The organism is Enterobacter sp. 22466 (assembly GCF_052044775.1).
GTDB lineage: Bacteria > Pseudomonadota > Gammaproteobacteria > Enterobacterales > Enterobacteriaceae > Enterobacter > Enterobacter dissolvens.
The window spans coordinates 838,719-861,594 of record NZ_JBQENX010000001.1; the positions used below are offsets into that span (position 1 = coordinate 838,719).

General features: G+C 57.0%; 25 protein-coding genes and 1 riboswitch. Of the genes, 11 read left to right on the forward strand and 14 right to left on the reverse strand.

Annotation, left to right across the window (positions count from 1 at the left end):
- Positions 1-3: 3 nt before the first annotated feature.
- From ACTJJI_RS03940 to ACTJJI_RS03960, 5 genes are all read left to right on the forward strand, one after another.
- The gene (locus ACTJJI_RS03940; protein WP_014831369.1) at positions 4-1,308 is read left to right on the forward strand and encodes a carbohydrate ABC transporter permease; all 1,305 of its coding nucleotides are present in this window, start codon (positions 4-6) and stop codon (positions 1,306-1,308) included.
- Positions 1,309-1,319: 11 nt separating this feature from the next.
- Positions 1,320-2,171 (forward strand): sugar ABC transporter permease, encoded by an 852-nt coding sequence (locus ACTJJI_RS03945; RefSeq protein ID WP_050860760.1) that lies wholly within the window; start codon positions 1,320-1,322, stop codon positions 2,169-2,171.
- A 2-nt stretch (positions 2,172-2,173) separates the two neighbouring features.
- Positions 2,174-3,376: a glycoside hydrolase family 53 protein gene (locus tag ACTJJI_RS03950; RefSeq protein WP_440653122.1), complete on the forward strand. Its 1,203-nt coding sequence runs from the start codon at positions 2,174-2,176 to the stop codon at positions 3,374-3,376.
- 29 nt (positions 3,377-3,405) lie between these two features.
- Complete coding sequence (locus ACTJJI_RS03955) at positions 3,406-5,463, forward strand: beta-galactosidase (RefSeq protein ID WP_440653124.1); 2,058 nt, start codon at positions 3,406-3,408, stop codon at positions 5,461-5,463.
- Between the two features lie 540 nt (positions 5,464-6,003).
- Positions 6,004-6,246, forward strand: a complete 243-nt coding sequence (locus ACTJJI_RS03960; protein WP_014831373.1) for a PTS transporter subunit EIIB — start codon at positions 6,004-6,006, stop codon at positions 6,244-6,246.
- Positions 6,247-6,348: 102 nt separating this feature from the next.
- Here the strand turns inward: ACTJJI_RS03960 and ACTJJI_RS03965 are convergent, their stop codons facing one another.
- Positions 6,349-7,614 carry a maltoporin gene (locus tag ACTJJI_RS03965; RefSeq protein ID WP_043951598.1) on the reverse strand — a complete coding sequence of 422 codons (1,266 nt, stop codon included), beginning with the start codon at positions 7,612-7,614 and terminating at the stop codon, positions 6,349-6,351.
- Positions 7,615-7,883: 269 nt separating this feature from the next.
- Here ACTJJI_RS03965 and ACTJJI_RS03970 point away from each other — a divergent pair, with 269 nt between their 5' ends.
- Positions 7,884-8,960 (forward strand): LacI family DNA-binding transcriptional regulator, encoded by a 1,077-nt coding sequence (locus ACTJJI_RS03970; protein WP_063411297.1) that lies wholly within the window; start codon positions 7,884-7,886, stop codon positions 8,958-8,960.
- A gap of 42 nt (positions 8,961-9,002) precedes the next feature.
- Here ACTJJI_RS03970 and ACTJJI_RS03975 read toward each other — a convergent pair whose 3' ends face one another.
- The gene (locus tag ACTJJI_RS03975; protein ID WP_046889746.1) at positions 9,003-10,004 is read right to left on the reverse strand and encodes a magnesium transporter; all 1,002 of its coding nucleotides are present in this window, start codon (positions 10,002-10,004) and stop codon (positions 9,003-9,005) included.
- 59 nt (positions 10,005-10,063) lie between these two features.
- Positions 10,064-10,233, reverse strand: a riboswitch (M-box (ykoK) riboswitch).
- 156 nt (positions 10,234-10,389) lie between these two features.
- Between ACTJJI_RS03975 and ACTJJI_RS03980 the strand changes: the two genes are divergently transcribed.
- Positions 10,390-10,893, forward strand: coding sequence for a DedA family protein (locus ACTJJI_RS03980; RefSeq protein ID WP_192544232.1), 504 nt, complete (start codon positions 10,390-10,392; stop codon positions 10,891-10,893).
- A gap of 1 nt (position 10,894) precedes the next feature.
- On the opposite strand, the gene ACTJJI_RS03985 is transcribed toward ACTJJI_RS03980, so the two are convergent.
- On the reverse strand, positions 10,895-11,644 hold the full coding sequence (locus tag ACTJJI_RS03985; protein WP_014831378.1) for an SDR family oxidoreductase: 750 nt from the start codon (positions 11,642-11,644) through the stop codon (positions 10,895-10,897).
- 100 nt (positions 11,645-11,744) lie between these two features.
- On the opposite strand from ACTJJI_RS03985, the gene ACTJJI_RS03990 reads away from it, so the two are divergent.
- Positions 11,745-12,104 (forward strand): winged helix-turn-helix transcriptional regulator, encoded by a 360-nt coding sequence (locus ACTJJI_RS03990; protein WP_014831379.1) that lies wholly within the window; start codon positions 11,745-11,747, stop codon positions 12,102-12,104.
- Between the two features lies 1 nt (position 12,105).
- On the opposite strand, the gene ACTJJI_RS03995 is transcribed toward ACTJJI_RS03990, so the two are convergent.
- Positions 12,106-12,900 carry an SDR family NAD(P)-dependent oxidoreductase gene (locus ACTJJI_RS03995; RefSeq protein ID WP_046889744.1) on the reverse strand — a complete coding sequence of 265 codons (795 nt, stop codon included), beginning with the start codon at positions 12,898-12,900 and terminating at the stop codon, positions 12,106-12,108.
- A gap of 125 nt (positions 12,901-13,025) precedes the next feature.
- The gene (locus ACTJJI_RS04000) at positions 13,026-13,469 is read right to left on the reverse strand and encodes a winged helix-turn-helix transcriptional regulator (RefSeq protein ID WP_013097204.1); all 444 of its coding nucleotides are present in this window, start codon (positions 13,467-13,469) and stop codon (positions 13,026-13,028) included.
- A 152-nt stretch (positions 13,470-13,621) separates the two neighbouring features.
- Here ACTJJI_RS04000 and agp point away from each other — a divergent pair, with 152 nt between their 5' ends.
- Positions 13,622-14,863, forward strand: coding sequence for a bifunctional glucose-1-phosphatase/inositol phosphatase (gene agp / locus ACTJJI_RS04005; RefSeq protein ID WP_014831381.1), 1,242 nt, complete (start codon positions 13,622-13,624; stop codon positions 14,861-14,863).
- 32 nt (positions 14,864-14,895) lie between these two features.
- Here agp and ACTJJI_RS04010 read toward each other — a convergent pair whose 3' ends face one another.
- Together ACTJJI_RS04010 and wrbA are read right to left on the reverse strand one after the other, a co-directional pair.
- Positions 14,896-15,123 carry a YccJ family protein gene (locus ACTJJI_RS04010; protein ID WP_008499832.1) on the reverse strand — a complete coding sequence of 76 codons (228 nt, stop codon included), beginning with the start codon at positions 15,121-15,123 and terminating at the stop codon, positions 14,896-14,898.
- An 18-nt stretch (positions 15,124-15,141) separates the two neighbouring features.
- On the reverse strand, positions 15,142-15,738 hold the full coding sequence (gene wrbA / locus ACTJJI_RS04015; RefSeq protein ID WP_013097202.1) for an NAD(P)H:quinone oxidoreductase: 597 nt from the start codon (positions 15,736-15,738) through the stop codon (positions 15,142-15,144).
- Positions 15,739-16,129: 391 nt separating this feature from the next.
- Between wrbA and ACTJJI_RS04020 the strand changes: the two genes are divergently transcribed.
- A complete protein-coding gene (locus ACTJJI_RS04020; RefSeq protein ID WP_013097201.1) occupies positions 16,130-16,300 on the forward strand; it encodes a general stress protein in 171 nt (56 codons plus the stop codon).
- Positions 16,301-16,417: 117 nt separating this feature from the next.
- Entirely contained in the window at positions 16,418-17,311 is an 894-nt protein-coding gene (locus ACTJJI_RS04025) for a DMT family transporter (RefSeq protein WP_440653131.1), read from the forward strand.
- Positions 17,312-17,346: 35 nt separating this feature from the next.
- Here the strand turns inward: ACTJJI_RS04025 and rutG are convergent, their stop codons facing one another.
- From rutG to rutA, 7 genes are read right to left on the reverse strand one after another with little or no spacing between them, the layout of a single operon-like run.
- Positions 17,347-18,675 (reverse strand): pyrimidine utilization transport protein G, encoded by a 1,329-nt coding sequence (gene rutG / locus ACTJJI_RS04030; RefSeq protein ID WP_048972202.1) that lies wholly within the window; start codon positions 18,673-18,675, stop codon positions 17,347-17,349.
- 21 nt (positions 18,676-18,696) lie between these two features.
- Positions 18,697-19,191 (reverse strand): NADH-dependent FMN reductase RutF, encoded by a 495-nt coding sequence (gene rutF / locus ACTJJI_RS04035; protein ID WP_047024038.1) that lies wholly within the window; start codon positions 19,189-19,191, stop codon positions 18,697-18,699.
- A gap of 9 nt (positions 19,192-19,200) precedes the next feature.
- Complete coding sequence (locus tag ACTJJI_RS04040; RefSeq protein ID WP_334751802.1) at positions 19,201-19,791, reverse strand: malonic semialdehyde reductase; 591 nt, start codon at positions 19,789-19,791, stop codon at positions 19,201-19,203.
- A gap of 9 nt (positions 19,792-19,800) precedes the next feature.
- Positions 19,801-20,601 carry a pyrimidine utilization protein D gene (gene rutD / locus ACTJJI_RS04045; RefSeq protein WP_047024040.1) on the reverse strand — a complete coding sequence of 267 codons (801 nt, stop codon included), beginning with the start codon at positions 20,599-20,601 and terminating at the stop codon, positions 19,801-19,803.
- Between the two features lie 7 nt (positions 20,602-20,608).
- Positions 20,609-20,995, reverse strand: coding sequence for a pyrimidine utilization protein C (gene rutC, locus ACTJJI_RS04050; RefSeq protein WP_013097195.1), 387 nt, complete (start codon positions 20,993-20,995; stop codon positions 20,609-20,611).
- Positions 20,996-21,006: 11 nt separating this feature from the next.
- Positions 21,007-21,696 (reverse strand): pyrimidine utilization protein B, encoded by a 690-nt coding sequence (rutB, locus tag ACTJJI_RS04055; RefSeq protein WP_014831387.1) that lies wholly within the window; start codon positions 21,694-21,696, stop codon positions 21,007-21,009.
- A complete protein-coding gene (gene rutA / locus ACTJJI_RS04060; protein ID WP_014831388.1) occupies positions 21,696-22,787 on the reverse strand; it encodes a pyrimidine utilization protein A in 1,092 nt (363 codons plus the stop codon). The genes rutB and rutA overlap by 1 nt, the downstream gene beginning before the upstream one ends.
- Positions 22,788-22,876 lie beyond the last annotated feature (89 nt).

The following is a 22,876-nucleotide window of genomic DNA, read 5'->3' on the forward strand; positions in this document are numbered from 1 at the left end:
TCTGTGAGTATCATCCCGGAAAATTTTGCCAGACCGCACGGGGCCGGGCGCCATGCCTGGACCGGCCTGCTGCTGGCGTTCATTCCCGGCTTCGGCCAGTTCTACCATCGTCAGTGGCTGAAAGGGATCATCTTCCTGGTACTGCTGATCAGTTTTATTGGCGTATTTGCCGATTTTCTGCGCGAAGGGCTGTGGGGGCTGGTGACGCTGGGTGAGGAGGTGCCGCGGGACAACTCCATCTTCCTGCTGGCTGAGGGGATCATCAGCGTGCTGATCGCCGCGTTTGGCGTGATGGTCTGGTACCTGTCGATGCGTGATGCGTGGGTGAATGGCAGAAAACGCGATGCGGGGCTTGCGCTTAACAGCGTGCGCAAGCAGTACCAGATGCTGCTGAGCGACGGCTTCCCGTATCTGATGATCACGCCCGGCTTTATCCTGCTGGTGTTTGTGGTGGTTTTCCCGATCCTGTTCGGCTTTGCCATCGCCTTTACCAATTACAACCTCTATCACACGCCGCCGGCCAGGCTGGTGGACTGGGTTGGGTTTAAGAACTTCATCAATATCTTCACGCTCTCTATCTGGCGTTCGACCTTCTTCGACGTGCTGCAGTGGACGGTGGTCTGGACCCTGCTCGCCACTACGCTGCAATGTTCGGTAGGCGTGCTGCTGGCCATTCTGGTGAACCAGAAAGATCTGCGCTTTAAGCCGCTGATCCGCACCATCTTCATTCTGCCCTGGGCGGTGCCGGGCTTTGTCACCATCCTGGTGTTTGCCGGAATGTTCAACGACTCCTTTGGGGTGATCAACAACGCCATCCTGGCCTTCTTCGGCATCGCGCCAAAAGCGTGGATGACCGATCCGTTCTGGACCAAAACGGCGCTGATTATGATGCAGACCTGGCTCGGCTTCCCGTTTGTTTTTGCCATGACCACCGGCGTGCTGCAGGCCATTCCGGACGATCTGTACGAAGCGGCGACCATGGACGGCGCCAGCAGCGCGACTAAGCTGCGTACCATCACGCTGCCGTTGGTCCTGTACTCGATTGCACCGATTCTGATCACGCAATACACCTTCAACTTCAATAATTTCAACATCATCTACCTGTTTAATAACGGCGGACCGGCGGTGGTAGGGTCGAATGCGGGTGGGACGGATATCCTGGTGTCGTGGATCTACAAACTGACGATGTCCTCTTCGCAATATGCGATTGCGGCGACCATCACTATCCTGCTGTCGATCTTTGTCGTCGGGCTGGCGCTGTGGCAGTTCCGCGCCACGAAATCGTTCAAAAATGACGACATGGCGTAAGGAACGTAACAATGGCTCAATCACAAAGTATTAAACGTGAGAAGTGGGTTCGCCTCTCGCTCTCCTGGCTGGTTATCGTGCTGGTCTCGATAGTCATCATTTACCCGCTGGTATGGACGGTCGGTGCGTCGTTTAACGCGGGTAATAGCCTGCTGAGCTCGTCGATTATTCCGCAGAACTTCTCGGTGCAGCACTATGCCGACCTGTTCAACGGCCAGGTGAACTACATGACCTGGTACTGGAACTCAATGAAAATCAGCTTCCTGACCATGGTACTGACCTTAATCAGCGTCAGCTTTACCGCCTACGCGTTTTCGCGCTTTCGCTTTAAGGGGCGCCAGAACGGTCTGATGCTGTTCCTGTTGCTGCAGATGATCCCCCAGTTCTCGGCGCTGATTGCCATCTTCGTGCTGTCGCAGCTGCTGGGCCTTATCAATAGCCATCTGGCGCTGGTGTTGATCTACGTGGGCGGCATGATCCCGATGAACACTTACCTGATGAAAGGCTACCTCGATGCCATCCCGAAAGATCTGGATGAATCCGCGCGCATGGACGGGGCCAGTAATTTCCGGATTTTCATCGAAATTATCATGCCGCTTTCGAAGCCGATTGTGGCGGTGGTGGCGCTGTTCTCCTTCACCGGGCCGCTGGGGGATTTCATCCTCTCCAGCACCATTTTGCGCACCCCGGACAAATACACCTTACCCATCGGGCTTTATAACCTGGTGGCGCAAAAAATGGGTGCCAGCTACACCACCTACGCGGCAGGCGCGGTCCTGATTGCGGTGCCGGTGGCGATCCTCTACCTGGCGTTACAAAAATACTTCGTCTCCGGCCTGACCTCCGGGAGTACCAAAGGATAACCATGAAAAGACTCAAACCCGCTTTGCTCGCCGTTTGCCTCTCATGTGGCCTTGCCGCGAGTGCTTTTGCTGCCGACGCGGTGAAAACGCGTCCGTTTAACGCCATGCCCGCGGACTTTATTAAGGGGGCGGATATTTCGACCCTGCTGGAAGCCGAACAACACGGCGCGAAATTCTATAACCAGAACGGCCAGCAGCAGGATGCGATTGCGATCCTGAAGGCCAACGGCGTGAACTATGTGCGTCTGCGCTTGTGGGTAGATCCGCAGGATGCTGACGGCAAGACCTATGGCGGTGGCAGCAATAACCAGGAAAATACGATTGCGCTGGCGAAGCGCGTGAAGGCGCAGGGCCTGAAGCTGCTGCTCGACTTCCACTACAGCGATTTCTGGACCGATCCGGGCAAACAGTTCAAGCCGAAAGCCTGGGAGAAGATGGACTACCCGCAGCTCAAAACGGCGATCCATGACTACACCCGCGACACCATCGCCCGCTTTAAGCAAGAGGGCGTCCTGCCGGACATGGTGCAGATCGGTAACGAAATCAACGGCGGCATGCTGTGGCCGGAAGGCAAAAGCTGGGGGCAGGGCGGCGGCGAATTTGACCGTCTGGCCGGACTGCTCAACGCCGCGATTAGCGGGCTAAAAGAGAATCTGACCGGCGGCGAGCAGGTGAAAATCATGCTGCACCTGGCGGAAGGAACCAAAAATGACACCTTTCGCTGGTGGTTTGATGAGATCGCGAAGCGCGACGTGCCGTTCGATATCATCGGGCTGTCGATGTACACCTACTGGAACGGCCCGATAAGCGCGCTGAAGGCCAATATGGATGACATCAGCAAGCGCTATAACAAAGACGTGATTGTGGTGGAAGCGGCCTACGGCTATACGCTGGACAACTGCGATAACGCCGAAAACAGCTTCCAGGCGAAAGAAGAAAAAGACGGCGGCTATCCGGGTACTGTTCAGGGCCAGTACGATTATATTCACGATTTGATGCAGTCCGTTATTGACGTGCCGGGCCATCGTGGCAAAGGCATCTTTTATTGGGAGCCGACCTGGATTGCCGTACCGGGCACCACGTGGGCGACCAAAGCCGGCATGAAATATATCCATGACGAATGGAAAGAGGGGAATGCTCGCGAGAATCAGGCGTTATTTGATTGCCAGGGCAAAGTGCTTCCGTCAATAACCGTATTTAAGTAATTTTTATCTTCATTCAGGACGTTTTTAATATGAATAAATTTGCGCCTTTAAGCCCTAAGGTCGCGGCGTTATTGCATGGCGCCGACTATAACCCGGAGCAATGGGAAAATTATCCCGGTATTATTGAAAAAGATATCGCCATGATGCAGCAGGCGAAATGTAATGTCATGTCGGTAGGGATATTTAGTTGGGCGAAACTGGAACCGCGTGAAGGGGAATTTGATTTTGCCTGGCTGGATAACGTTATAGATAAACTTTATGCGGCAGGAATTCATATTTTCCTTGCTACGCCGAGCGGGGCGCGTCCGGCATGGATGTCGCAAAAATATCCGGAAGTGCTGCGCGTCGGGCGCAACCGCGTCCCCGCGCTGCACGGCGGGCGTCATAACCACTGCATGTCGTCTCCGGTCTACCGCGAAAAGACGATGAAAATTAACAGCCTGCTGGCGGCGCGTTATTCGCATCATCCGGCGGTGCTGGGCTGGCATATCTCCAATGAGTACGGCGGCGAATGCCACTGTAGCCTGTGCCAGGAACGCTTCCGCGACTGGCTAAAGGCGCGCTACAAAACTCTCGACGCGCTGAACCATGCGTGGTGGAGCACCTTCTGGAGCCACACCTACACCGACTGGTCGCAGATAGAGTCCCCTGCGCCGCAGGGAGAAGTGTCGATTCACGGCCTCAACCTCGACTGGCGTCGCTTCAATACCGCACAGGTGACTGATTTCTGCCGCCATGAAGTGGCCCCGCTAAAAGTAGCGAATGCGGAACTGCCGGTAACCACCAATTTTATGGAGTATTTCTACGACTACGACTACTGGCAGCTTGCGAAGGCGATCGACTTTATCTCCTGGGACAGCTACCCGATGTGGCACAGGGAGAAAGACGAAACGGCGCTTGCCTGCTACACCGCCATGTATCACGACATGATGCGTAGCCTGAAGGGCGGTAAGCCCTTCGTGCTGATGGAATCGACACCGAGCACCACCAACTGGCAGCCAACCAGCAAGCTGAAAAAGCCGGGGATGCATATTCTCTCGTCAATGCAGGCGGTGGCGCACGGAGCGGATTCGGTGCAGTACTTCCAGTGGCGTAAAAGCCGCGGGTCGGTGGAGAAATTCCACGGCGCGGTTATCGACCACGTGGGTCATCTGGATACCCGCGTCGGGCGTGAAGTGACGCGCCTGGGGGAGATGCTGGCGCGGTTGCCGGGCGTGGTTGGCTGCCGTACCGACGCCCGGGTCGCCATAATCTTTGACCAGCAAAACCGCTGGGCACTGGATGATGCGGAAGGCCCGCGCAATATGGGAATGGAGTACGAAAAAACCGTCAACGAGCACTATCGTCCGTTCTGGGAAAAAGGCATCGCGGTGGATGTCATTGACGCTGACGGCGATCTGAGCTGCTACGCGCTGGTTATTGCCCCCATGCTCTACATGGTGCGCGAAGGTTTCGCCGGGCGGGCGGAAGCCTTTGTGGCCGCGGGCGGGCATCTGGTGACGACCTACTGGACCGGCGTGGTGGATGAGACCGATCTCTGTCATCTGGGCGGTTTCCCGGGCCCGCTGCGCAAGCTCCTCGGCATCTGGGCGGAAGAGATTGATTGCCTGGGCGAGGGGGAGCGAAACCTGGTTCAGGGGCTGGCGGGCAATGCCGCAGGTCTGCAGGGGCCATACCAGGTTCGTCATTTGTGCGAGCTGATCCACACCGAAACCGCCCAGGCGCTGGCGACCTACCGGGATGATTTCTACGCCGGACGGCCGGCAGTAACGGTCAACCGTTTTGGCAAAGGCAAAGCCTGGCACGTGGCGTCGCGCAACGATCTGCCGTTCCAGCGCGATTTCTTTGCCGCCATTATCGACGAACTGGCTCTGCCGCGCGCCATTGACGGCGATTTCCCTCCGGGAGTGGTTGCGACGGCGCGCACGGACGGCGAAACGACCTGGGTTTTTGTGCAGAACTACACGGCCCAGCAGCAGATCATCACGCTGCCGGGTGGCTACACCGATTGCATGACCGATGCCGCCGCTGCGGGCGATACCGCTCTGTTGCCCTGGGACTGTCGGGTGCTCAGGCGCAAAGCGTAGTTAATTTTCTGAGGGTTCCCCACAAAATAATGCCTGCACGGAGGACCCCCTCTCCCTTGAGGGAGAGGGTTGGGGTGAGGGGGAACATATGGCTGTAGAGGTCATTCCGTTCACTTTATGTTCCTTGCTACTCTGTAACGGCATGACTTGTGAACGTGCCAGGGCGGGCCGCCCTGGCGACCCGGGCTCCCGGCGGTAAATCGCCGCTTCGCGGTGCCTTCGGCTTATTCCTTCCGGCTTATCGGGGACGGGCGGAGGTAACATCCCTGTAAATCCGCCCTCTCGGCGCATCCCTGCGCCTCGCCCCGGCCTGCAGGAAACGCCTCAGCGATTTACAGCCGGACCAGGGCGTCGCTGTAAGTCGTTCATTTTCCTGAAGCAACATTCGTCGCTTTCGGTAAAAAAATTACTGGGGAACCCTCAGCCCTGTGGGAGAGGGCTGGGGTGAGGGCATCAGACCGCACCGTCCGGGCAAAAAAGGCACAGAACGCCTGCTCTACGAGCGGGCATTTTTTTATCTGCATAACAGAGAGGCGTATTATGAACAGTCAAATTACCCAGCGTTTAATTCCCGCATTTGGCGGCGACGATAATATCGAGCACGTTGAAGCCTGTATTACCCGCTTGCGCGTGACGGTAAAAGATTTAAATAAAGTTGACTCAGAGGCGTTACAGAATGAAGGGGCGCTGGGCGTAATTATTATTGGCCAGCAGGTGCATGCCATATTTGGCAGGCAGTCTGATGCCTTACGTCAGTTATTAGATGAACATTTTAATCAGTAAATAAAAAAAGGGATAGCCAAAATAATGGCTATCCCGAAACAGGCGAATAAACTACCAGGTGTTGGAGATACAATAACGATTAACGCATTTTAGAAATAAACATTACCACCAGGCTTCAACCTGCACGCCGAAGTTCCAGGTATTACTGGCGGTACCGTCTTCGAAGGATTTCCCATGTTCGGAATCATTCAGGTAAGAGGCAAACACGCGTAGCTCGGGACGTGACATAAAATCAGGTCCGTCCGCCAGACCTAAGGCGATCGTGTACTTCTCACCGCTCTGCTTGTAGTTAGAACCGTCAGTATAGGTATCTTTCTGGTAGAACCCGCCTACTTCACCAATCAGACGCACGTACTCGGTGAACTGATACTGCGCGCGGCCCACCAGTGAAATCAGGCGCGATTTATCGGTATACTGCGTGGTGTCGTCTGCCGAGCCCCAGGTCAGGACGTGGTTAAAGGAGAACTTGTCGGTAATGGGAATTAAGCCGGTGTTAATCACGCGGTAGCCGCTGGCATCGTTCACATAGTTCCACATGTCGTACCAGCCACCCCCCTGTGACACCATGTTCTGTGCCAGACCTTTATTGGCGTACTGCAGCACCAGCTTGTTATAGCCGCCAAACATATCCTGGCTGATCTCACCGGTGACCATCACGCCGTTATCGGCCTCGTACAGCCCGCCGTACTCTTTCTGCTTGTTGGTCGGGTTTGGCATGGCGTAATCAATACCCACTTCCGTCCACGCGCCTGCCCACGGCTTCCAGCCCGCATAGCGAAGGTCGATGTAGTTGATGTTAACGTCGCTGTCGCCATCCACGCGGTAGTCCACGTCGTTGGCATCGCCGCGGATCCACGCAACGGAGACTGCGCCCGGGCCAAGCGTGTAGTTCTCAATACCTGCACCGGATCCCGAGATGTTCCAGTATTTGGTATCAATGATGTGCAGGTCATGGCGCTGGTAGTAGCGCTTACCGCCCCAAATCACCGCATTGGGATCCCCGGGGATCAGCCCCTTGATCTGCAGGTTAAGCTGGCGCAGGCCGAACTGGGCATCGTCATCTAAGGTGGTTTCATTGTCGTTGGAGCCGTCTGAGACCATGCTCACCATGCTGTCGAGATAGAAACTGACGTCGTTCTTTTTGTAGACCTCAGAGCCCAGTTCCAGCTCGCCATAGGTATCGGCCTCGTTACCCAGACGGCCAATTTTGTTTTTTTGCCACTCCTCCATCCCACCATCCCGTGAGACGCCCACGCCGGAGCGAAGATAGCCATGAAAATCAATCGGTACTGAAGACGCTGCAAACAGCGATGGAGACGCTAACGCGGCAGCCAACGCAACAGATACAGAGCGGATCGTCGTGTTCATTGTAACCCTCTTATTGTTTTGTAATACGTTCACAAATCCGCTGTCATAAAATGCCTAAACCCGTTAACTGGCAATTGCACGATCCTAAATGTGTGATTAACTGCAAATAAAATAGACAATTTTGTTACGAGTAATGAGATTGAACACAAATTATGGCATTGTGAGCGTCATACTTTTTGATGGCGTTATGCCCGCAGCGAGAGGGTGGTAAGCGTTTTTTTTCAGCACCCCTGTTACAATCAGCGCATAACAACATAAGGAACCGGACCATGAAGTCGAAAAGCGCAACGTTAGAGGACGTGGCACGCCATGCGGGCGTCTCCTATCAGACCGTGTCCAGGGTACTGAATAAATCTGCCAATGTATCCGAGGCCACGCGCCACAAGGTGGAGAAATCCATAGAGTTATTACGGTATGTACCCAACCGACTGGCTCAGCAGCTGGTGGGCAAGCAGAGCCAGACCGTTGGGCTGGTCACCATTTCACTGGCGCTGCACGCGCCTTCTCAGGTGGCGGCGGCGGTGAAACGCTATGCGAACGTGGAGGGATACCAGGTACTGATCTCAATGATTGATGAGAACGTCAACCACAGCATCCAGGATTCCATCAACGAGCTGAAATCCCAGCTGGTGAGCAAAGTGATCATCAACGTGCCGCTGGAGGCTGAAGCGGCGCAGAAAATCGCCACCGACAACGATGACATTGTCTGCCTGTTCCTCGACGTGGACCCGTACAGTTCCGTGTTTAACGTTTCGTTTAACCCGGCGGACGGCACCCGCGCCAGCGTTAAATACCTTTACGAGCTGGGCCATCGCGACATCGCCCTGCTGGCGGGGCCGGAGTCCTCTGTGTCGGCACAGTTGAGGCTGAAAAGCTGGATCGAGACCCTGAAGGGCTACGGCCTGGAGCCAGCATCGGTCATCCGCGGCAACTGGGATGCGCAGAGCGGGTATGCCGGTGCGCTGCAGATGCTGCGCGAAACGCCGCAGTTTTCCGCTGTGCTGGTGGCCAACGACCAGATGGCGCTGGGCGTACTGAGCGCCTTCCACCAGCAGCAGATTTCCATTCCGGGCGAGAAGTCGGTGATTGGCTACGATGACACCTACGAAAGCTCGTTCTTCTACCCGGCGCTGACGACGGTCTCACTGGATTTAGATCTGCAGGGTAAAGAGGCGGTGCGCCGTATTCTGGACAGCGGTGAAGAGAGTGCCCTGCGCATGTCCTCGATTTTACCTGCCCGTCTGGTGGTGCGTCAGTCCACCGGGCCGAAAGGGGAGAAGGGAAAAAACTTCCAGGCGCTGGCCCAGCAGCTGCGCGAGATTGCGCATCAACTGGGTGATGTATAGCGAAGTGAGCACCTCAATCACAGGAAAGAGGTGCTCGCAAGATTACTCCAGCCCCAGCGTATACTGGGCGATTTTGAAGTAGATAATCAGCCCGGTACCGTCGATAAGCGTCGCGATAAACGGCGCGGAGACGACGGCCGGGTCAATGCCGCAGCGCTTGAGTACCATGGGAATAACGGACGAGACTATGGCGCTCCACAGCGTAATGCACACCAGCGTCAGGCTGACGATAAGGGTAATTTCCAGCCCAATCCCCATCATCCATGCGCGGATGCACCCGGCAATACCGAGCGTGACGGCAATCATCAGCGAGGTGGTCATCTCTTTGCGCAGCACGCGCCCGACGTCGCGAAGGTGGACTTCCCCCAGCGCCATCGCACGCACCAGCGTGGAGGTGATCTGCGTTCCGCTGTTGCCGCCGGTACCAATCAGCAGCGGGATAAAGAACGCCAGCGCGATGGCGGATTCCAGCGCCTCTTCAAAGTGCTGGATCACCGAGCTGGTGTAGGCTTCCGCGACAAACAGCAGCAGCAGCCAGACGGAGCGTTTTTTCCACAGACTAAAAGCGCTGGTCTCCAGATAGGGTTTTTCCAGCGGTAACGTTGCCCCCTGGCGTTGGGCATCTTCGGTGACATCGTCTTCCAGCAGGTGAGCAATTTCGCGCTCGGTGAGGCAGCCAACCAGCTTGCCGTGGGTGACCACGGGCACCACATCCGCACCGCCGTGGGCCAGCAGTCCGGCGACATCGGCCCGCTCATCTTCCGGTTTGACCTGCAGAAATTGCGACAGCATCAGCGATTTCACCGGCTGTACGGTATCGGTGGTTTGCAGCAATTTGCGTACCGCAATCATGCCCGCGAGGCGACCCTGATCTTCAATGAAAATATGCGACGGAATATCATCGTCTTTTAATTTTTCAAAAAACTGCTCGCGCGCCAGCGCCACGCATAATGAAATATCGAGGACGATAAAATCGGTATTCATATATTGCGCGATGGCGCTGTCATTGAATACCGGGTTCTGGTTGTGAATAGCGTAAGACATAGTGAATTCCCTTTGAATAAAAAATCTCTCAGGGGCGAGCAAGACAGGGCATGTCGAAGAGGAGATCCCCACGTCCTGGGTTCAGCACTGTACACCGTATCCCGTAAGGGAAGTTATACTGACAAAGCCTTGATTCGACAGTGCCTGTTTTACCCTGTGCGGGTTCTCTCGAACCTGCCAGAGCGATAACGTGTATTTGTACAGGAGCCTCGCCATAACGAGATCGTTGTAAACCAGCGGGATAATACGCTTATTTTATTTTCCCGCTCTGGAATTTAAAAAATGTTTAGGGAATGTTTATGTAGTCATTATTCATGACGCGTTGAGCCTTTATTTAAACTTGCTCGACTTTAATGGCAGGGTAAATATTCACGAGGAGAGCAATGTGGCGTGGTTTGACAATCTGCTCAATCATTTTGCGCATTATCCGACGCATCTCTTTGCGCTGCTCTTCGTGCTGGCTTTGAGTAAATCCACGGTGCTGATCTCCTCCGTGCTGCCGCCCGCCTCGGTGATGTTGCTGACCGGGATCACCGTCAGCCAGGCGAGCCTGCATCCGGCATTGACGTGGCTGGCGGTGGTGATGGGGGCCACGCTCGGCTCGCTGCTGAACTATCATATCGGTCAGTTGATGGGGCATACGCGACTGGTGACGCGCATGACCTCAAAACATGCCGATAAATTTTTGCGGGTGCAGCATCAGTTGCAGAAAAACGGCGTGCTGGTGCTGTTCACCGCCCGTTTTCTGGCGGTACTGCGCTATATCGTGCCGCTGGCAGCGGGCATGCTCAGGCTCAACATGTTGAAGGTTTACGCGGTCAGTCTCGCCTCAGCCGCCGTCTGGGCGGCGCTGTATGTCGGCATTGTCACCGGCATCAGCGCCTTTTGAGTTACAAACTTCCCATTCCGCCGTCGACCAGCAGTTCCGTTCCTACCGTGTAGCTGGATTCGTCGGAGGCCAGATAGAGCGCGGCTTTTGCCAGCTCCGTCGTCGAGCCCATTCTGCCCAGCGGCACAAGCTTGATGATCTCCGCCATCATCGCGTTAAGCGTTTCTTCGCTTAAGCCCGTTTTCGTAAAGGCCGGGGTTTCTACCGGGCCGGGGCTCAGACCGTTAACGCGAATGCCGCGCGGCAACAGCTCTGCCGACAGTGTGCGTGCCAGCGACAGCAGGGCGGCCTTGCTCGCGGCATACACGCTGCTGGTGGGCAGGCCGATGCGTGCGCTTACGGAGCCGCACAGGATCACCGAGGACGGATTATTCAGCAGAGGCAGCAGCGCCTGAATTAAAAAGAACGGTCCCTTCAGGTTGATGCCCATCAGACGATCCCAGGCCTCTTCCTGCCATGCTTCCAGCGGCGCGTGCGTCACGTCGCCGGCGTTGAGAAACACCGCGTCCAGGCGTGGCCAGCGGGCGGCAAGCGTCTCCGCCAGTGCTTTTTGCGAAGCAATATCTCCCGCATCGGTCGGGATCACCCAGGCCTTATCGCCCAGAATGCGCGCTGCTTCGGCGAGCGTTTCCGGGTTACGACCGGTGACGGCGACGTGCGCCCCTTCGGCGAGAAACACCTGCGCAGTGGCAAGGCCAATGCCGCTGGTTCCGCCGGTAATCAGCGTATATTTATCTGCTAAACGACCCATGTTCTTCTCCTGAAATGTCTCTGGAGAAAGCACTATAGAAACGTTAGTATCGAAAGGAAACCAGGTACCAATTGGATACTAATGCGGCAAGAGGTGTGCTATGGCGGAATTACTCAATATCCGTTGTGAAAAAAATTCTGAGGTTTATGTTTGCCCGATGACGCAGTTTGTGAACCTGATTTCCGGTAAGTGGGCGATCCCTGTTCTTTATCGCCTGATTATCCTCAATGCGCCGGTACGCTTTGGCGATCTGCTGCGCGCTACCGCTCCCATCACGCAAAAAGAGTTAACGAAGCAACTCAGGCTGTTCGAACAGCGCGGGCTGGTGACGCGAACGGTCTACCCGGAAATCCCGCCGCGCGTGGAGTACCAGATAACGGGGCTGGGGTTAACCCTGCAAGGGGCGCTCTCTCCGCTGGCCGCCTGGATGAGTGAGTACGGCGACCAGCTTGAGCGTTAGCCTACTGTTTTACGTAGCGCGGCGCCGGGATGCCGGTGCGTGCGCTGTTAAACAGTTCCAGACGTGCCGTTTCGTAGCGATCCCACAGGCTGGCATCATGCATTGGCGGAATGGTAATTAGCTCGCCCTGATCCAGACCCGCCAGCGAAGCATCCACCATATCGTCAGTGGTCATCACCGAGCCTTCCGGCAGATCGTTCACCGTCACACCGGAATGCTGCCAGATTTCTGTTGCCGTCGCGGCGGGTAACACGGCCTGAATACGCAGGTTGCTGTCGGCAAACTCCTCCTGTAACCCACGGGTAAAGCTGAGCACCCAGGCTTTGGTGGCACTGTACAGCGCGCTGCCGGCACGCACGTGCAGGGACAACACCGAGGCGATATTGATAAGCGTACCGTGGTTATTCTGCGCCAGGCGCGGCAGGATCGCATAGGTCAGGCGCATCAGCGCCGTGGTATTCAGGGTGTTAATGGCCTGATGCTGCGCCACATCGCCCGCGAGGAACGGCGCCATCTGCGCGGTGCCGGCGTTGTTGACCAGCGTATCAATAGCGGTATTGCTGCGCAGTTCGTCTTCCACCGCGCGGATCCCGGCTTCATCGGTGAGATCGGCCACCAGAATATCGACGGCCACACCATAGCGTGCACGCAGGTCGGCGGCGAGGGTTTTCAGGCGATCCTCGCGGCGGGCGACCAGGACCAGGTTAGCACCGCGCGCGGCAAGGCGATCGGCATAGACGGCACCAATCCCGGAAGAAGCACCCGTAATCAGGGCGGTAGTGATTTGCGTAGTCATCGTGTGTTACCTCAAAGGAAAGTGAGTTATTTGGTTTCAATATGAAACTGAATTTACTGTCTGCTATTTGGTTTTATAATGCAACCATATTGGTGATCATTTTGTGCTTTTGTTGTCGGGAACGATCAGGAGGGGAGTTTGGCCACGATCTCTTCCGGGGTAAGTTCGCGGCCATCGTCGGCGATAAGCAGCAGTTTACGCAGCGGTTTGCGCTGTTCGCTATCAACGAGAACGGTGCCGCATTCGTTTTCCGCAAACAGGAATTCATTGCCCCACTGGGACAGGGCAACCAGCACCGTCTGGAGCGCGCGTCCCTTGTCGGTCAGAACGTATTCCTGCCAGGCGCTGCCGTCGGAGGCGGGCTGGAGCCGGAGGATGCCTTCGTCGACCAGCAATTTTAGCCGCGCGGTCAGCATGTTTTTCGCGATACCGAGGCTTTTCTGGAACTCGCCGAAGCGTTTAATCCCGCGCAGTGCGTCACGCACAATCAGCAGCGACCACCAGTCGCCGATGATATCCAGCGAACGGGCGACAGGGCAGGTGCTCTCTTCAAGGCGGGTACGTTTCACAGGCAAATCTCCGGGAGGGTGTGGTTTTATTATAAAACTAATTTGCTCACCGGGTAAGCGTGTTATTCATCAGTTTGAGAAATGCTTCCCGGAAAATTGTCACCAGTCTGTCACACTGAACGCGACATTTTAAAACGAGTGAGGAATTAGGGATGAGAAAAGCACTACTTGCGGTGGCCGTGGCCGGTCTCTTTTCAGCAGCCTCCGGGGTGCAGGCGCAAGAGACGCCGGAAGGGTATCAGCTGGAGCAAGTTTTAATCATGAGCCGTCACAACCTGCGCGCGCCGCTCGCCAATAACGGCAGCGTGTTGGAGCAATCCACGCCGAAGCAGTGGCCTGAATGGGAAGTGCCGGGCGGCCAGCTCACCACCAAAGGTGGCGTGCTGGAGGTTTATATGGGGCACTACATGCGCGAGTGGCTGGCCCAGCAGGGGATGGTGAAGACGGGAGAATGTCCGCCGGCGGAGAGTGTTTATGCTTACGCCAACAGTCTGCAGCGCACCGTCGCCACCGCGCAGTTCTTCATTACCGGCGCGTTCCCGGGGTGCGATGTTCCTGTGCATCATCAGGACAAAATGGGCACCATGGACCCAACCTTTAATCCGGTAATTACCGATAACTCGCCGGAATTCCGCGAAAAAGCGCTGAAGGCGATGGAGTCCGAGCGGCAGAAAATGCAGCTTGGCGAAAGCTATAAGCTGCTGGAGCAGATGACGAACTACGCCGATTCACCGTCGTGCAAAGAGAAAAAAGTCTGCTCGCTGGCTGACGCGAAAGATACCTTCAGCGCCGACTATGAAAAAGAACCGGGCGTCTCCGGGCCGCTGAAAGTGGGCAACTCGCTGGTGGATGCGTTCACGCTGCAGTATTACGAAGGCTTCCCGGCCGACCAGGTGGCCTGGGGAGAGATCAAAACCGACCAGCAGTGGCGCGTATTGTCGAAGCTGAAAAACGGATATCAGGACTCGCTGTTTACCTCTACCGAGGTGGCGCAAAACGTCGCCAAACCGCTGGTGAAGTATATCGATAACGCCCTGGTAACCGATCAGGCGAAAGCGCCGAAAATCACCCTGCTGGTGGGGCATGACTCCAACATCGCCTCTCTGCTGACGGCGCTGGACTTCAAGCCGTACCAGCTGCATGACCAGCAGGAGCGCACCCCAATCGGCGGCAAAATTGTCTTCCAGCGCTGGCATGACAAAAACGCCAACCGCGAGCTGATGAAAATTGAGTATGTGTATCAGAGTTCAGAGCAGCTGCGTAACGCCAGCGTGCTGTCGCTGCAGTCTCCGGCGCAGCGCGTGACGCTGGAACTGAAGGGGTGTCCGGTGGATGCGAACGGTTTTTGCCCGATCGATAAATTTAATACGGTGATGAACGACGCGGCGAAATAAGATAATCCCCCCGCGCAGGCGGGGGGAAACGTTCAGACGTTTTTACGTTCGATGGTTTGCTCACCCCAGAAGAGCGAGTCTTTGTCCGTTTTTTCGAAGGCGCGTACCAGCACTTCATCATTGCCTTCTTCCCAAATCTGCTCTGCCAGTTTTTCGTCGTATTTCGCGACTTCAAAAATGGCTTCGGCGATCTCCGGAGAGGTATTGCGTAAACTTGCCCATTCGCCCACGTGGTGAGCTTTGGATTCTTGAGTTGGCATGCTTGTCCTCCTGTTGAGTTAGCCGTTCAGTTTTTTGGCCAGACCCGCGACGTATTCACCCTGATAGCGGGCGATAGCGAGCTCTTCGTTGCTCGGCTGTCGGGATCCATCGCCACCGGCAATGGTGGTTGCACCGTAAGGTGTTCCGCCACGTACCTGAGAGACATCAAACAGTTCCTGCGCGCCATAGCCAATCGGTACAATCACCATCCCATGATGAGCAAGGGTAGTCCAGGTTGAGGTAATCGTCTGTTCCTGGCCTCCGCCGGTCCCGGTGGAGCTGAACACGCTGGCCAGTTTGCCGTACAGCGCGCCAGAGGCCCACAGCCCGCCCGTCTGATCGAGGAAGGTGCGCATCTGACCTGACATATTGCCGAAACGGGTGGGGGTGCCGAAGATAATGGCGTCGTAATCCGCCAGCTCCTGAGGCGTGGCGACCGGCGCATTCTGGGTTTTGCCCCCGGCTTTGGCGAACGCTTCTGCCTGCATGGTTTCCGGTACGCGTTTTACCACAACCTCGACGCCGTCCACTTTGTTTGCACCTTCTGCTACCGCGTGAGCCATGGTTTCAATGTGTCCATACATGGAATAATAGAGCACCAGAACTTTAGCCATTTTGCATCACTCCTCGTTTGTTTTTTCTGACAGCGAATCGCTGCGTTCATTTAAAGATATGACATCACAGCCAGACTGCAAAAATGAACGGCATTTCTTTGATTTATAACAATATGCTGGCAAAAGCGCTTTGTAGCAAAATGAAACATTTTTCCGCGCGACGATTTTTAAAATGATAAGAAAGGCTTATGAGTGACCGTCACGTATTCTCACCCGAAAGACTGAGATGATGTTGCAGAATATTAACTACAGCTTGCCGGATACCCTCAGTCCACTAAGCTTAGTTTCACGCGGCACAGATAAAGGCAATGTCCTTTAGCCGCGAGGTGAAAGGATCCTCTTTTACTGAATGCAATATGATGTCTAATGTTTCACACACTGGAGGTTAGAGATGGCAAACCATCGTGGTGGTTCAGGTAATTTCGCCGAAGATCGTGAAAGAGCATCAGAAGCAGGCCGTAAAGGTGGCCAGCATAGCGGGGGTAATTTTAAAAATGACCCTCAGCGCGCATCTGAGGCTGGCAAAAAAGGGGGTAAAAACAGCCATGGCGGCAATAAGTAGTTCGCCGGGTTGATCTCCCTGCCGCCGGGTTTCCCGGCGGTTTTTTTATTTTTGCAACATTGAACTGTAACCAAAGGCATCGCACACTACACTTCTGACCCTTTGCTCTGGTGCCTCATGTCCGTTTCGCGTTTTACCTTCTCCGTCAAACCTCAGGAAGCGATCCTCATTCTGATCACCATGTTCTGGGGCGGAACCTTTCTCGCCGTCCAGTATGCGGTCACCCTGAGCGATCCGTTCTTCTTTGTCGGCCTGCGCTTTGCGACGGCAGCGATTGCCGTGGGCTTAATCTCGTTGAAAACCCTGCGCGGATTGACCCTGAAAGAGCTACAGGCTGGGGTGGCGATTGGCGTGGCGATTGCCATGGGGTATAGCCTGCAGACGTGGGGATTGCAGTCTATCTCCAGTAGTAAATCGGCCTTTATCACCGCCATGTATGTGCCGCTGGTGCCACTACTGCAATGGCTGTGTCTGGGACGCCTGCCGGGTGTGATGTCCTGCATTGGTATTGTGCTGGCGTTTATCGGCCTGATTTTGCTGGCCGGGCCGGAAAATAACCTGCTGGCGCTGGGGCCGGGCGAGATCATTACCCTGGTGGGAGCCATTGCGATTGCCGCAGAAATTATCCTCATCAGTGCCTGGGCCGGGAAGGTCGACGTAAAGCGCGTCACGGTGGTACAGCTTGCCACGGCGTCGCTGGTGGCGTTCGCGACGATGGTTCCGGCAGGGGAGTCGGTTCCGCCGATGTCTGCCGGGCTGGTGGTGGTGGCACTGGGGCTGGGTATTTTCAGCGCCATTATTCAGGTGACCATGAACTGGGCACAGCGCAGCGTGTCGCCGACGCGGGCGACGGTCATCTACACCGGTGAACCGGTCTGGGCGGGGATTTTTGGACGCATTGCCGGAGAACGCTTACCGTTGCTGGCGCTGGTCGGCGCGGCGTTTATCGTTGTTGGGGTGCTGGTGAGTGAGCTAAAGCTCAAAAAACGACGTAAGGCGATTGCCGGGTAAGCGCAGCGTCACCCGGCAAGAAAGGGGCCTTTATATCAGGTGGAGGGGGTGATGGCTTCCCCTTGCGCTTCATCCCCCTTCCGGCGGCTCAGCAGGGCATTAAGCAGGATCGCCCCAAAGGTCGCCGTACCAATCCCGCCAACCGTAAATCCGCCCAGCGTCAGGGCAAAATCACCTGCACCCAGCACCAGCGTGACCGCCACCATAATCAGGTTACTGTTCTGGCTGAGATCGACGCGATGCTGTACCCAGATGCGCGCTCCCGCCACGGCAATCAACCCGAACACCACAATCGATGCGCCGCCGATGACCGGCGAGGGAATGGTGTGGATCAGCGCACCAAATTTTGGTGAGAAGCCGAGCAGCATCGCCATGACCGCCGCCGCCACGAACACCAGCGTGGAGTAGACTTTCGTTACCGCCATCACGCCAATGTTCTCGGCGTAGGTGGTGACACCGCTGCCGCCCACCGACCCGGAGAGCATCGTCGCCAGGCCATCCCCGACAAACGCGCGCCCCATATACGGATCCATACTACGCCCGGTCATGCCCGCCACGGCCTTCAGATGCCCTAAGTTCTCCGCCACCAGGATCACCGCGACAGGGGCGATAAGCATCATGGCCTGTGTGTTAAAGGTTGGCGACGTGATCTGCGGCAGACCGAACCAGGCAGCCTGATGGAGCAGGGTAAAGTCGACAGGCTTGCCGAAGCCAAAGACATTGGCCAGCAGGGCGTAGATCAGACAGGCCACAATCAGCCCGACCAGAATCAGCAGACGCTGAACCATGCCGCGGGTGAATACCGCCACCAGACCGATACACAGCACGGTGATCACCGCCATCCAGCTCTCAAACGGCGAGCCGGAGACACTCTTCACGGCAATTGGCGCCAGGTTCAGGCCAATCGCCATCACCACCGCGCCGGTAACCACTGGCGGCATCATTCGCTCGATCCACCGGGTTCCGATCTTCATCACCACGACGCCAATCAGGGTATAGACCAGACCACAGGCGATAATGCCGCCGAGGGCGACGCCCAGGTTGGGGTTGATCCCCTGACCGTTAAACCCGGTGGTGGCGATGACCACGCCAACAAAGGCGGCGCTGGAGCCCAGATAGCTGGGCACGCGCCCGCCGGTGACAAAAAAGAACAGCAGGGTGCCAATACCCGACATCAGAATGGAGAGATTGGGATCAAGGCCCATCAGCATCGGCATCAGCACCGTTGCACCAAACATGGCAACCGCGTGCTGGACGCCCATCACCAGGGTTTGCCCGAGCGGGAGCCGTTCATCCGGCGCGACCACGCCAGGTTCTGTAGAGGTCGATTTCAACTGCCAGTGGGGAAATCCGAACATTGCCATGAGCTGCTTCCTTAAGAAAGGTTAACAGGCGGGTCGCATAAGCGCGTGGTAGCCGCGGTCAAACCACACCAGCCCCTGCGGGGCGGGGTGGCGGATAATGGACACGATGTCGCAAAACAGAATGTCGTGGGTGCCGACGCTGACCACCTGGCTGATACGGCAATCAAACGAGGCCAGCGCCTCCTCCAGACGCGGGCAGCCCGTCTCACCCATCTGCCAGCGGGCAGCGGCGAAGCGATCTTCCATCGGCGTTTTGCCGCCAAACAGGTTGGAGAGTGGCTCCTGTCCGGCGCTCAGGGTGTTGACGCACAGGGTGCGGTTTTCGCTAAACGTCGGCCAGACGGACGCGCCGCGGTTAAGACACACCAATAGCGTCGGGGGCGAGTCGGTGACGCTGCATACGGCGCTGGCGGTGAAGCCCGCTCTGCCAGCAGGGCCGTCGGTGGTGATGATATTGACCGCCGCGCCCACACAGGCCATGGCATCGCGAAAGGTTTGTTTATCGGGTGTCGTCATGATGGCTCCTTACGCCAGCCCGCAGGCGTCTTCAAAGGCCAGGCGCGGCAGACGGCCGTAGAGTTTGCCCACATCGCCATAGCCGATATTGATCAGCAGATTGCTTTTCAGCAGCGTGCCGGTGAAAAAGGCTTCGTCGACTTTTTGCCGGTCAAAACCGGACATCGGGCCGGTGTCCAGCCCCAGGGCGCGACAGGCCAAGATGAGATAAGCGGCCTGCATGGAGCTGTTGCGAAAGGCGGTCTCTTCAGCGTGCGCAGGGCTGGTGGTAAACCAACTCTTCGCATCCCCGTGCGGGAACAGTTCAGGCAGACGCTCATAGAATTCCGTGTCCCACGCCACAATCGCGGTGACCGGTGCGGTGAGGGTTTTCTCCAGGTTGCCGCTGGAGAGCGCCGGGCGCAGCTTCTCTTTTCCCTCTGCGCTGCGCACAAACACAATACGGGCCGGGGAGCAGTTGGCGGAGGTGGGCCCCCATTTCATCAGGTCGTAGATCTCGCGCAGCGTCTCGTCGCTGACCGGTATGTCCAGCCAGCCGTTGTGGGTGCGTGCGCCGGTGAACAGTGAATCCAGCGCGGCAGAGGTAATGGCTTCGCTCATCTAAACTCCTTATAAAGCGGGTTCATGGCTGTGCAGCAGGCTGGCAAGCCCGTTCAGCAGCAGGGTGTTAAAGGTCTCAGGCTCGGTGACGTTGCAGGCATGCCCTCCCTGGCGCATCACCGCGCTGCGGCTGTGCGGGATCGCGTCCTGCAGCTCGGACGAGCAAACAGACGGCACCAGCATGTCGTCGGCGGAACAGATAAGGTGCACCGGGCAGGTAATGCGGGCGGCATGGCGGCTGAAGTCGGCCTTTTTCAGCGCGTTCAGCCTGCGCAGCAGGTTGGTTTTACCCTGAAAGTGCGCCAGCCCCAGCGCTTCTTCCGCCTCCAGACGCGGCGCGCGGGCGGCCATCCAGTCTGCCGGATAGAGAAACAGCGGCTGTGCCTCTACCCACGCCTGCGCGCCACCGGCATGCAGCAGCCGTTCGCGGATCTGAAAGCAGCGTCGGGTATGAGCATTCAGCGTCAGCCAGCCGTTGACGCACACCAGCGCTGTGAGGGCATCGGCGTTGTCGAGCGCCAGCTGCAGGCCGATCAGCGCCCCCAGCGCATGGCCGACCACGCAGTAGCGGGCGATCCCTACAGCGGCCAGGGCCTGTGCCAGCTCACCGGCCATTTGCGCCAGGGTGTAATCTTCCGGCAGGGTGTCAGGGTTATTGCCGGTGCCACGCTGGTCGTAACAGACCACCTGGTACTCCTGTTCCAGCGCGGCTAACTGGGGTAACCAGTAGCTGCCGCCCCCGCCGAGTCCGGCAATCAGCACCACGACGGGCGCGCCGTCAAACGGGGGCGGTGAGACGGAGAGCTTCATGGCAGCCTCACTTTCCAATGTGCGCAACGGTGGCGATTTCAACCAGCGCGTCCGGCTTCACCAGCCCGCACTGAATGCAGAAGCGGGCCGGTTTATCGCCGGGGAAAAACTCCGCGTAGATCTCGTTAATCGCGGCGTAGTTTTTCCAGTCGGTGATAAAGATGCTGTTGAACGTCACATCCTCCATCGTGCCACCCGCGGTTTCGATCACGGTCTTGATCGTCTCCAGCACGTGGCGCGTTTGCGCCTTTGGGTCATTGATAAACACCACGTTGTTGTCTTTATCAAACGGCAGGGTGCCGGAGACGTACACCACGCCATCGGCGAGCGTACCGGGGACAAACGGCGCAATCGGCGTGCTGGTGCCCGGTGGAATAATCACGGATTTCGGCATGGTCTCTCTCCTCAGGCGATACGGGCTAACGGTGGCGTCAGGGCGTCACAAAAATCGGCGACGTTACTGACCCAGCCAAAAAAGGTTTCGATATTGAACAACGCCGCTTTCTGGGCAAATTCCGGCCCCGCCTGATGGGTGGCGTCTTCCAGCACCACGCCGAAATATTCCAGGAAGAAGCCGTCGCGCAGGGTCGACTCCACGCAGACGTTGGTGGCAATGCCGGTAAAGACCAGATGACGAATACCGCGGCTGCGCAGCAGGCTGTCGAGCGGGGTGTTGAAAAAGCCGCTGTAGCGCGGTTTGGGCAGCACGATATCGCCCGCCTCTGGCACCAGTTCATCCACCAGCTGATAATCCCAGCCGCCTTTCGCCAGCAGCTTGCCCTGCAGTTCGGGCCGTTTGCGCATGGTTTTCAGGGCGTTCGATTTGTGAAAATTGGGCGAGCCGGGGCCACCGGCTTCCACGTACTGATCGTCCCAGCCGTTCTGGAACCAGATGATGAGCATCCCGGCGGCGCGTGCAGCGGCAACGGCGGTTTTGATGTTCTCAATCACCGGCCGGGTGGCGGAGACGTCAAACCCTGCCAGATCCAGATAACCGCCGGGGCTGGCGTAGGCGTTTTGCATATCCACCACAATCAGCGCGCTCTGCTGTGGCGAAAAAGTGATGGCTTCCGGACGAGCGTTAAGGGTTGTCATTACGCCACCTCCCTGGTGATGGCAGGAATGTGGGCGCGACACTGCATCAGCGGCTGAATGCGCTCGCCGAAGGTCTCCACGCCGGTGAGGAAATCGTCGAAGGTCAGCAGCACGCCTTCCGCGCCGGGAACGGCAGCTACTTCGTCAAGCATTCTGGCGACGCTGGCATACGAGCCGACGAGCGTGCCCATGTTGATATTGACGGCAGAGGTCGGGTCGGCCATCTGGCGCACGTTGGTGTCTGCACCTGAACGGGTATCTTTCTGGCTCTGCTCGGTGAGCCAGCTCAGGGCGTCGTCGTCGGCCCCGTCCTTATAACACTCCCATTTGGCGCGCGCGGCCTCGTCAGTTTCGTCGGCAATGACCATAAACAGCACGTAAGATCCCACATCGCGCCCGGTTTTTTCGGCGGCCTCTTTCATACGTGCGGCGGTTGGGGCAAAAGCGGCGGGGGTGTTGACCCCTTTACCGAAACAGAAGTTGAAGTCGGCGTATTTTGCCGAGAATGCCATTCCCGCGTCGCTCTGTCCGGCGCAGATCACCTTCATGGGCACAGAAGGCTGCGGGCTGACGCGACAGTCGTTCATCGTGAAGTAGTCGCCTTTGAAATCGCTCTTACCGGTGCCCCACAGATCGCGCAGCACCTGCACGTATTCGGTGAGGTACTCATAACGGCGCGAGAAGTACTCATCTCCCGGCCAGAGCCCCATCTGGTCGTACTCCGGCTTTTGCCAGCCGGTGACCAGGTTAACGCCAAAGCGCCCCCCGGAGATGGAGTCGATCGTAGAGGCCATCCTCGCGACGATGGCCGGCGGCAGAGTGAGCGTGGCGGCGGTCGCGTAAATCTGAATCCGTGATGTCACCGCCGCCAGGCCAGCCATCAGGGTGAAGGACTCCAGATTGTGATCCCAGAATTCGGTTTTGCCGCCAAAGCCGCGCAGCTTGATCATCGAAAGTGCAAAGTCGAAATGGTAGTGCTCCGCTTTTTGCACGATGGCCTTGTTCAGCTCAAAGGTCGGCATGTATTGCGGGGCAGTGGTCGAGATAAGCCAGCCGTTGTTGCCGATGGGTACAAATACGCCAATTTTCATCACGAACCTCTCTTCACTACGTTGCAGGTGAACAGGGTTTTGCAAAGGCGGTGCCAGTTTTTAAAATGGCTTTGTTATTAACGTGTTAA

Excerpts from the sequence above, each read along its gene's own strand:
- ACTJJI_RS03945 (WP_050860760.1), top strand. The coding sequence starts at position 1,320 with ATGGCTCAATCACAAAGTATTAAACGTGAGAAGTGGGTTCGCCTCTCG.
- ACTJJI_RS03950 (WP_440653122.1), top strand. The coding sequence starts at position 2,174 with ATGAAAAGACTCAAACCCGCTTTGCTCGCCGTTTGCCTCTCATGTGGC.
- ACTJJI_RS03955 (WP_440653124.1), top strand. The coding sequence starts at position 3,406 with ATGAATAAATTTGCGCCTTTAAGCCCTAAGGTCGCGGCGTTATTGCAT.
- ACTJJI_RS03960 (WP_014831373.1), top strand. The coding sequence starts at position 6,004 with ATGAACAGTCAAATTACCCAGCGTTTAATTCCCGCATTTGGCGGCGAC.
- ACTJJI_RS03965 (WP_043951598.1), bottom strand. The coding sequence starts at position 7,614 with ATGAACACGACGATCCGCTCTGTATCTGTTGCGTTGGCTGCCGCGTTA.
- ACTJJI_RS03970 (WP_063411297.1), top strand. The coding sequence starts at position 7,884 with ATGAAGTCGAAAAGCGCAACGTTAGAGGACGTGGCACGCCATGCGGGC.
- ACTJJI_RS03975 (WP_046889746.1), bottom strand. The coding sequence starts at position 10,004 with ATGTCTTACGCTATTCACAACCAGAACCCGGTATTCAATGACAGCGCC.
- ACTJJI_RS03985 (WP_014831378.1), bottom strand. The coding sequence starts at position 11,644 with ATGGGTCGTTTAGCAGATAAATATACGCTGATTACCGGCGGAACCAGC.
- ACTJJI_RS03990 (WP_014831379.1), top strand. The coding sequence starts at position 11,745 with ATGGCGGAATTACTCAATATCCGTTGTGAAAAAAATTCTGAGGTTTAT.
- ACTJJI_RS03995 (WP_046889744.1), bottom strand. The coding sequence starts at position 12,900 with ATGACTACGCAAATCACTACCGCCCTGATTACGGGTGCTTCTTCCGGG.
- agp (WP_014831381.1), top strand. The coding sequence starts at position 13,622 with ATGAGAAAAGCACTACTTGCGGTGGCCGTGGCCGGTCTCTTTTCAGCA.
- ACTJJI_RS04010 (WP_008499832.1), bottom strand. The coding sequence starts at position 15,123 with ATGCCAACTCAAGAATCCAAAGCTCACCACGTGGGCGAATGGGCAAGT.
- wrbA (WP_013097202.1), bottom strand. The coding sequence starts at position 15,738 with ATGGCTAAAGTTCTGGTGCTCTATTATTCCATGTATGGACACATTGAA.
- ACTJJI_RS04020 (WP_013097201.1), top strand. The coding sequence starts at position 16,130 with ATGGCAAACCATCGTGGTGGTTCAGGTAATTTCGCCGAAGATCGTGAA.
- ACTJJI_RS04025 (WP_440653131.1), top strand. The coding sequence starts at position 16,418 with ATGTCCGTTTCGCGTTTTACCTTCTCCGTCAAACCTCAGGAAGCGATC.
- rutG (WP_048972202.1), bottom strand. The coding sequence starts at position 18,675 with ATGGCAATGTTCGGATTTCCCCACTGGCAGTTGAAATCGACCTCTACA.
- rutF (WP_047024038.1), bottom strand. The coding sequence starts at position 19,191 with ATGACGACACCCGATAAACAAACCTTTCGCGATGCCATGGCCTGTGTG.
- ACTJJI_RS04040 (WP_334751802.1), bottom strand. The coding sequence starts at position 19,791 with ATGAGCGAAGCCATTACCTCTGCCGCGCTGGATTCACTGTTCACCGGC.
- rutD (WP_047024040.1), bottom strand. The coding sequence starts at position 20,601 with ATGAAGCTCTCCGTCTCACCGCCCCCGTTTGACGGCGCGCCCGTCGTG.
- rutC (WP_013097195.1), bottom strand. The coding sequence starts at position 20,995 with ATGCCGAAATCCGTGATTATTCCACCGGGCACCAGCACGCCGATTGCG.
- rutB (WP_014831387.1), bottom strand. The coding sequence starts at position 21,696 with ATGACAACCCTTAACGCTCGTCCGGAAGCCATCACTTTTTCGCCACAG.
- rutA (WP_014831388.1), bottom strand. The coding sequence starts at position 22,787 with ATGAAAATTGGCGTATTTGTACCCATCGGCAACAACGGCTGGCTTATC.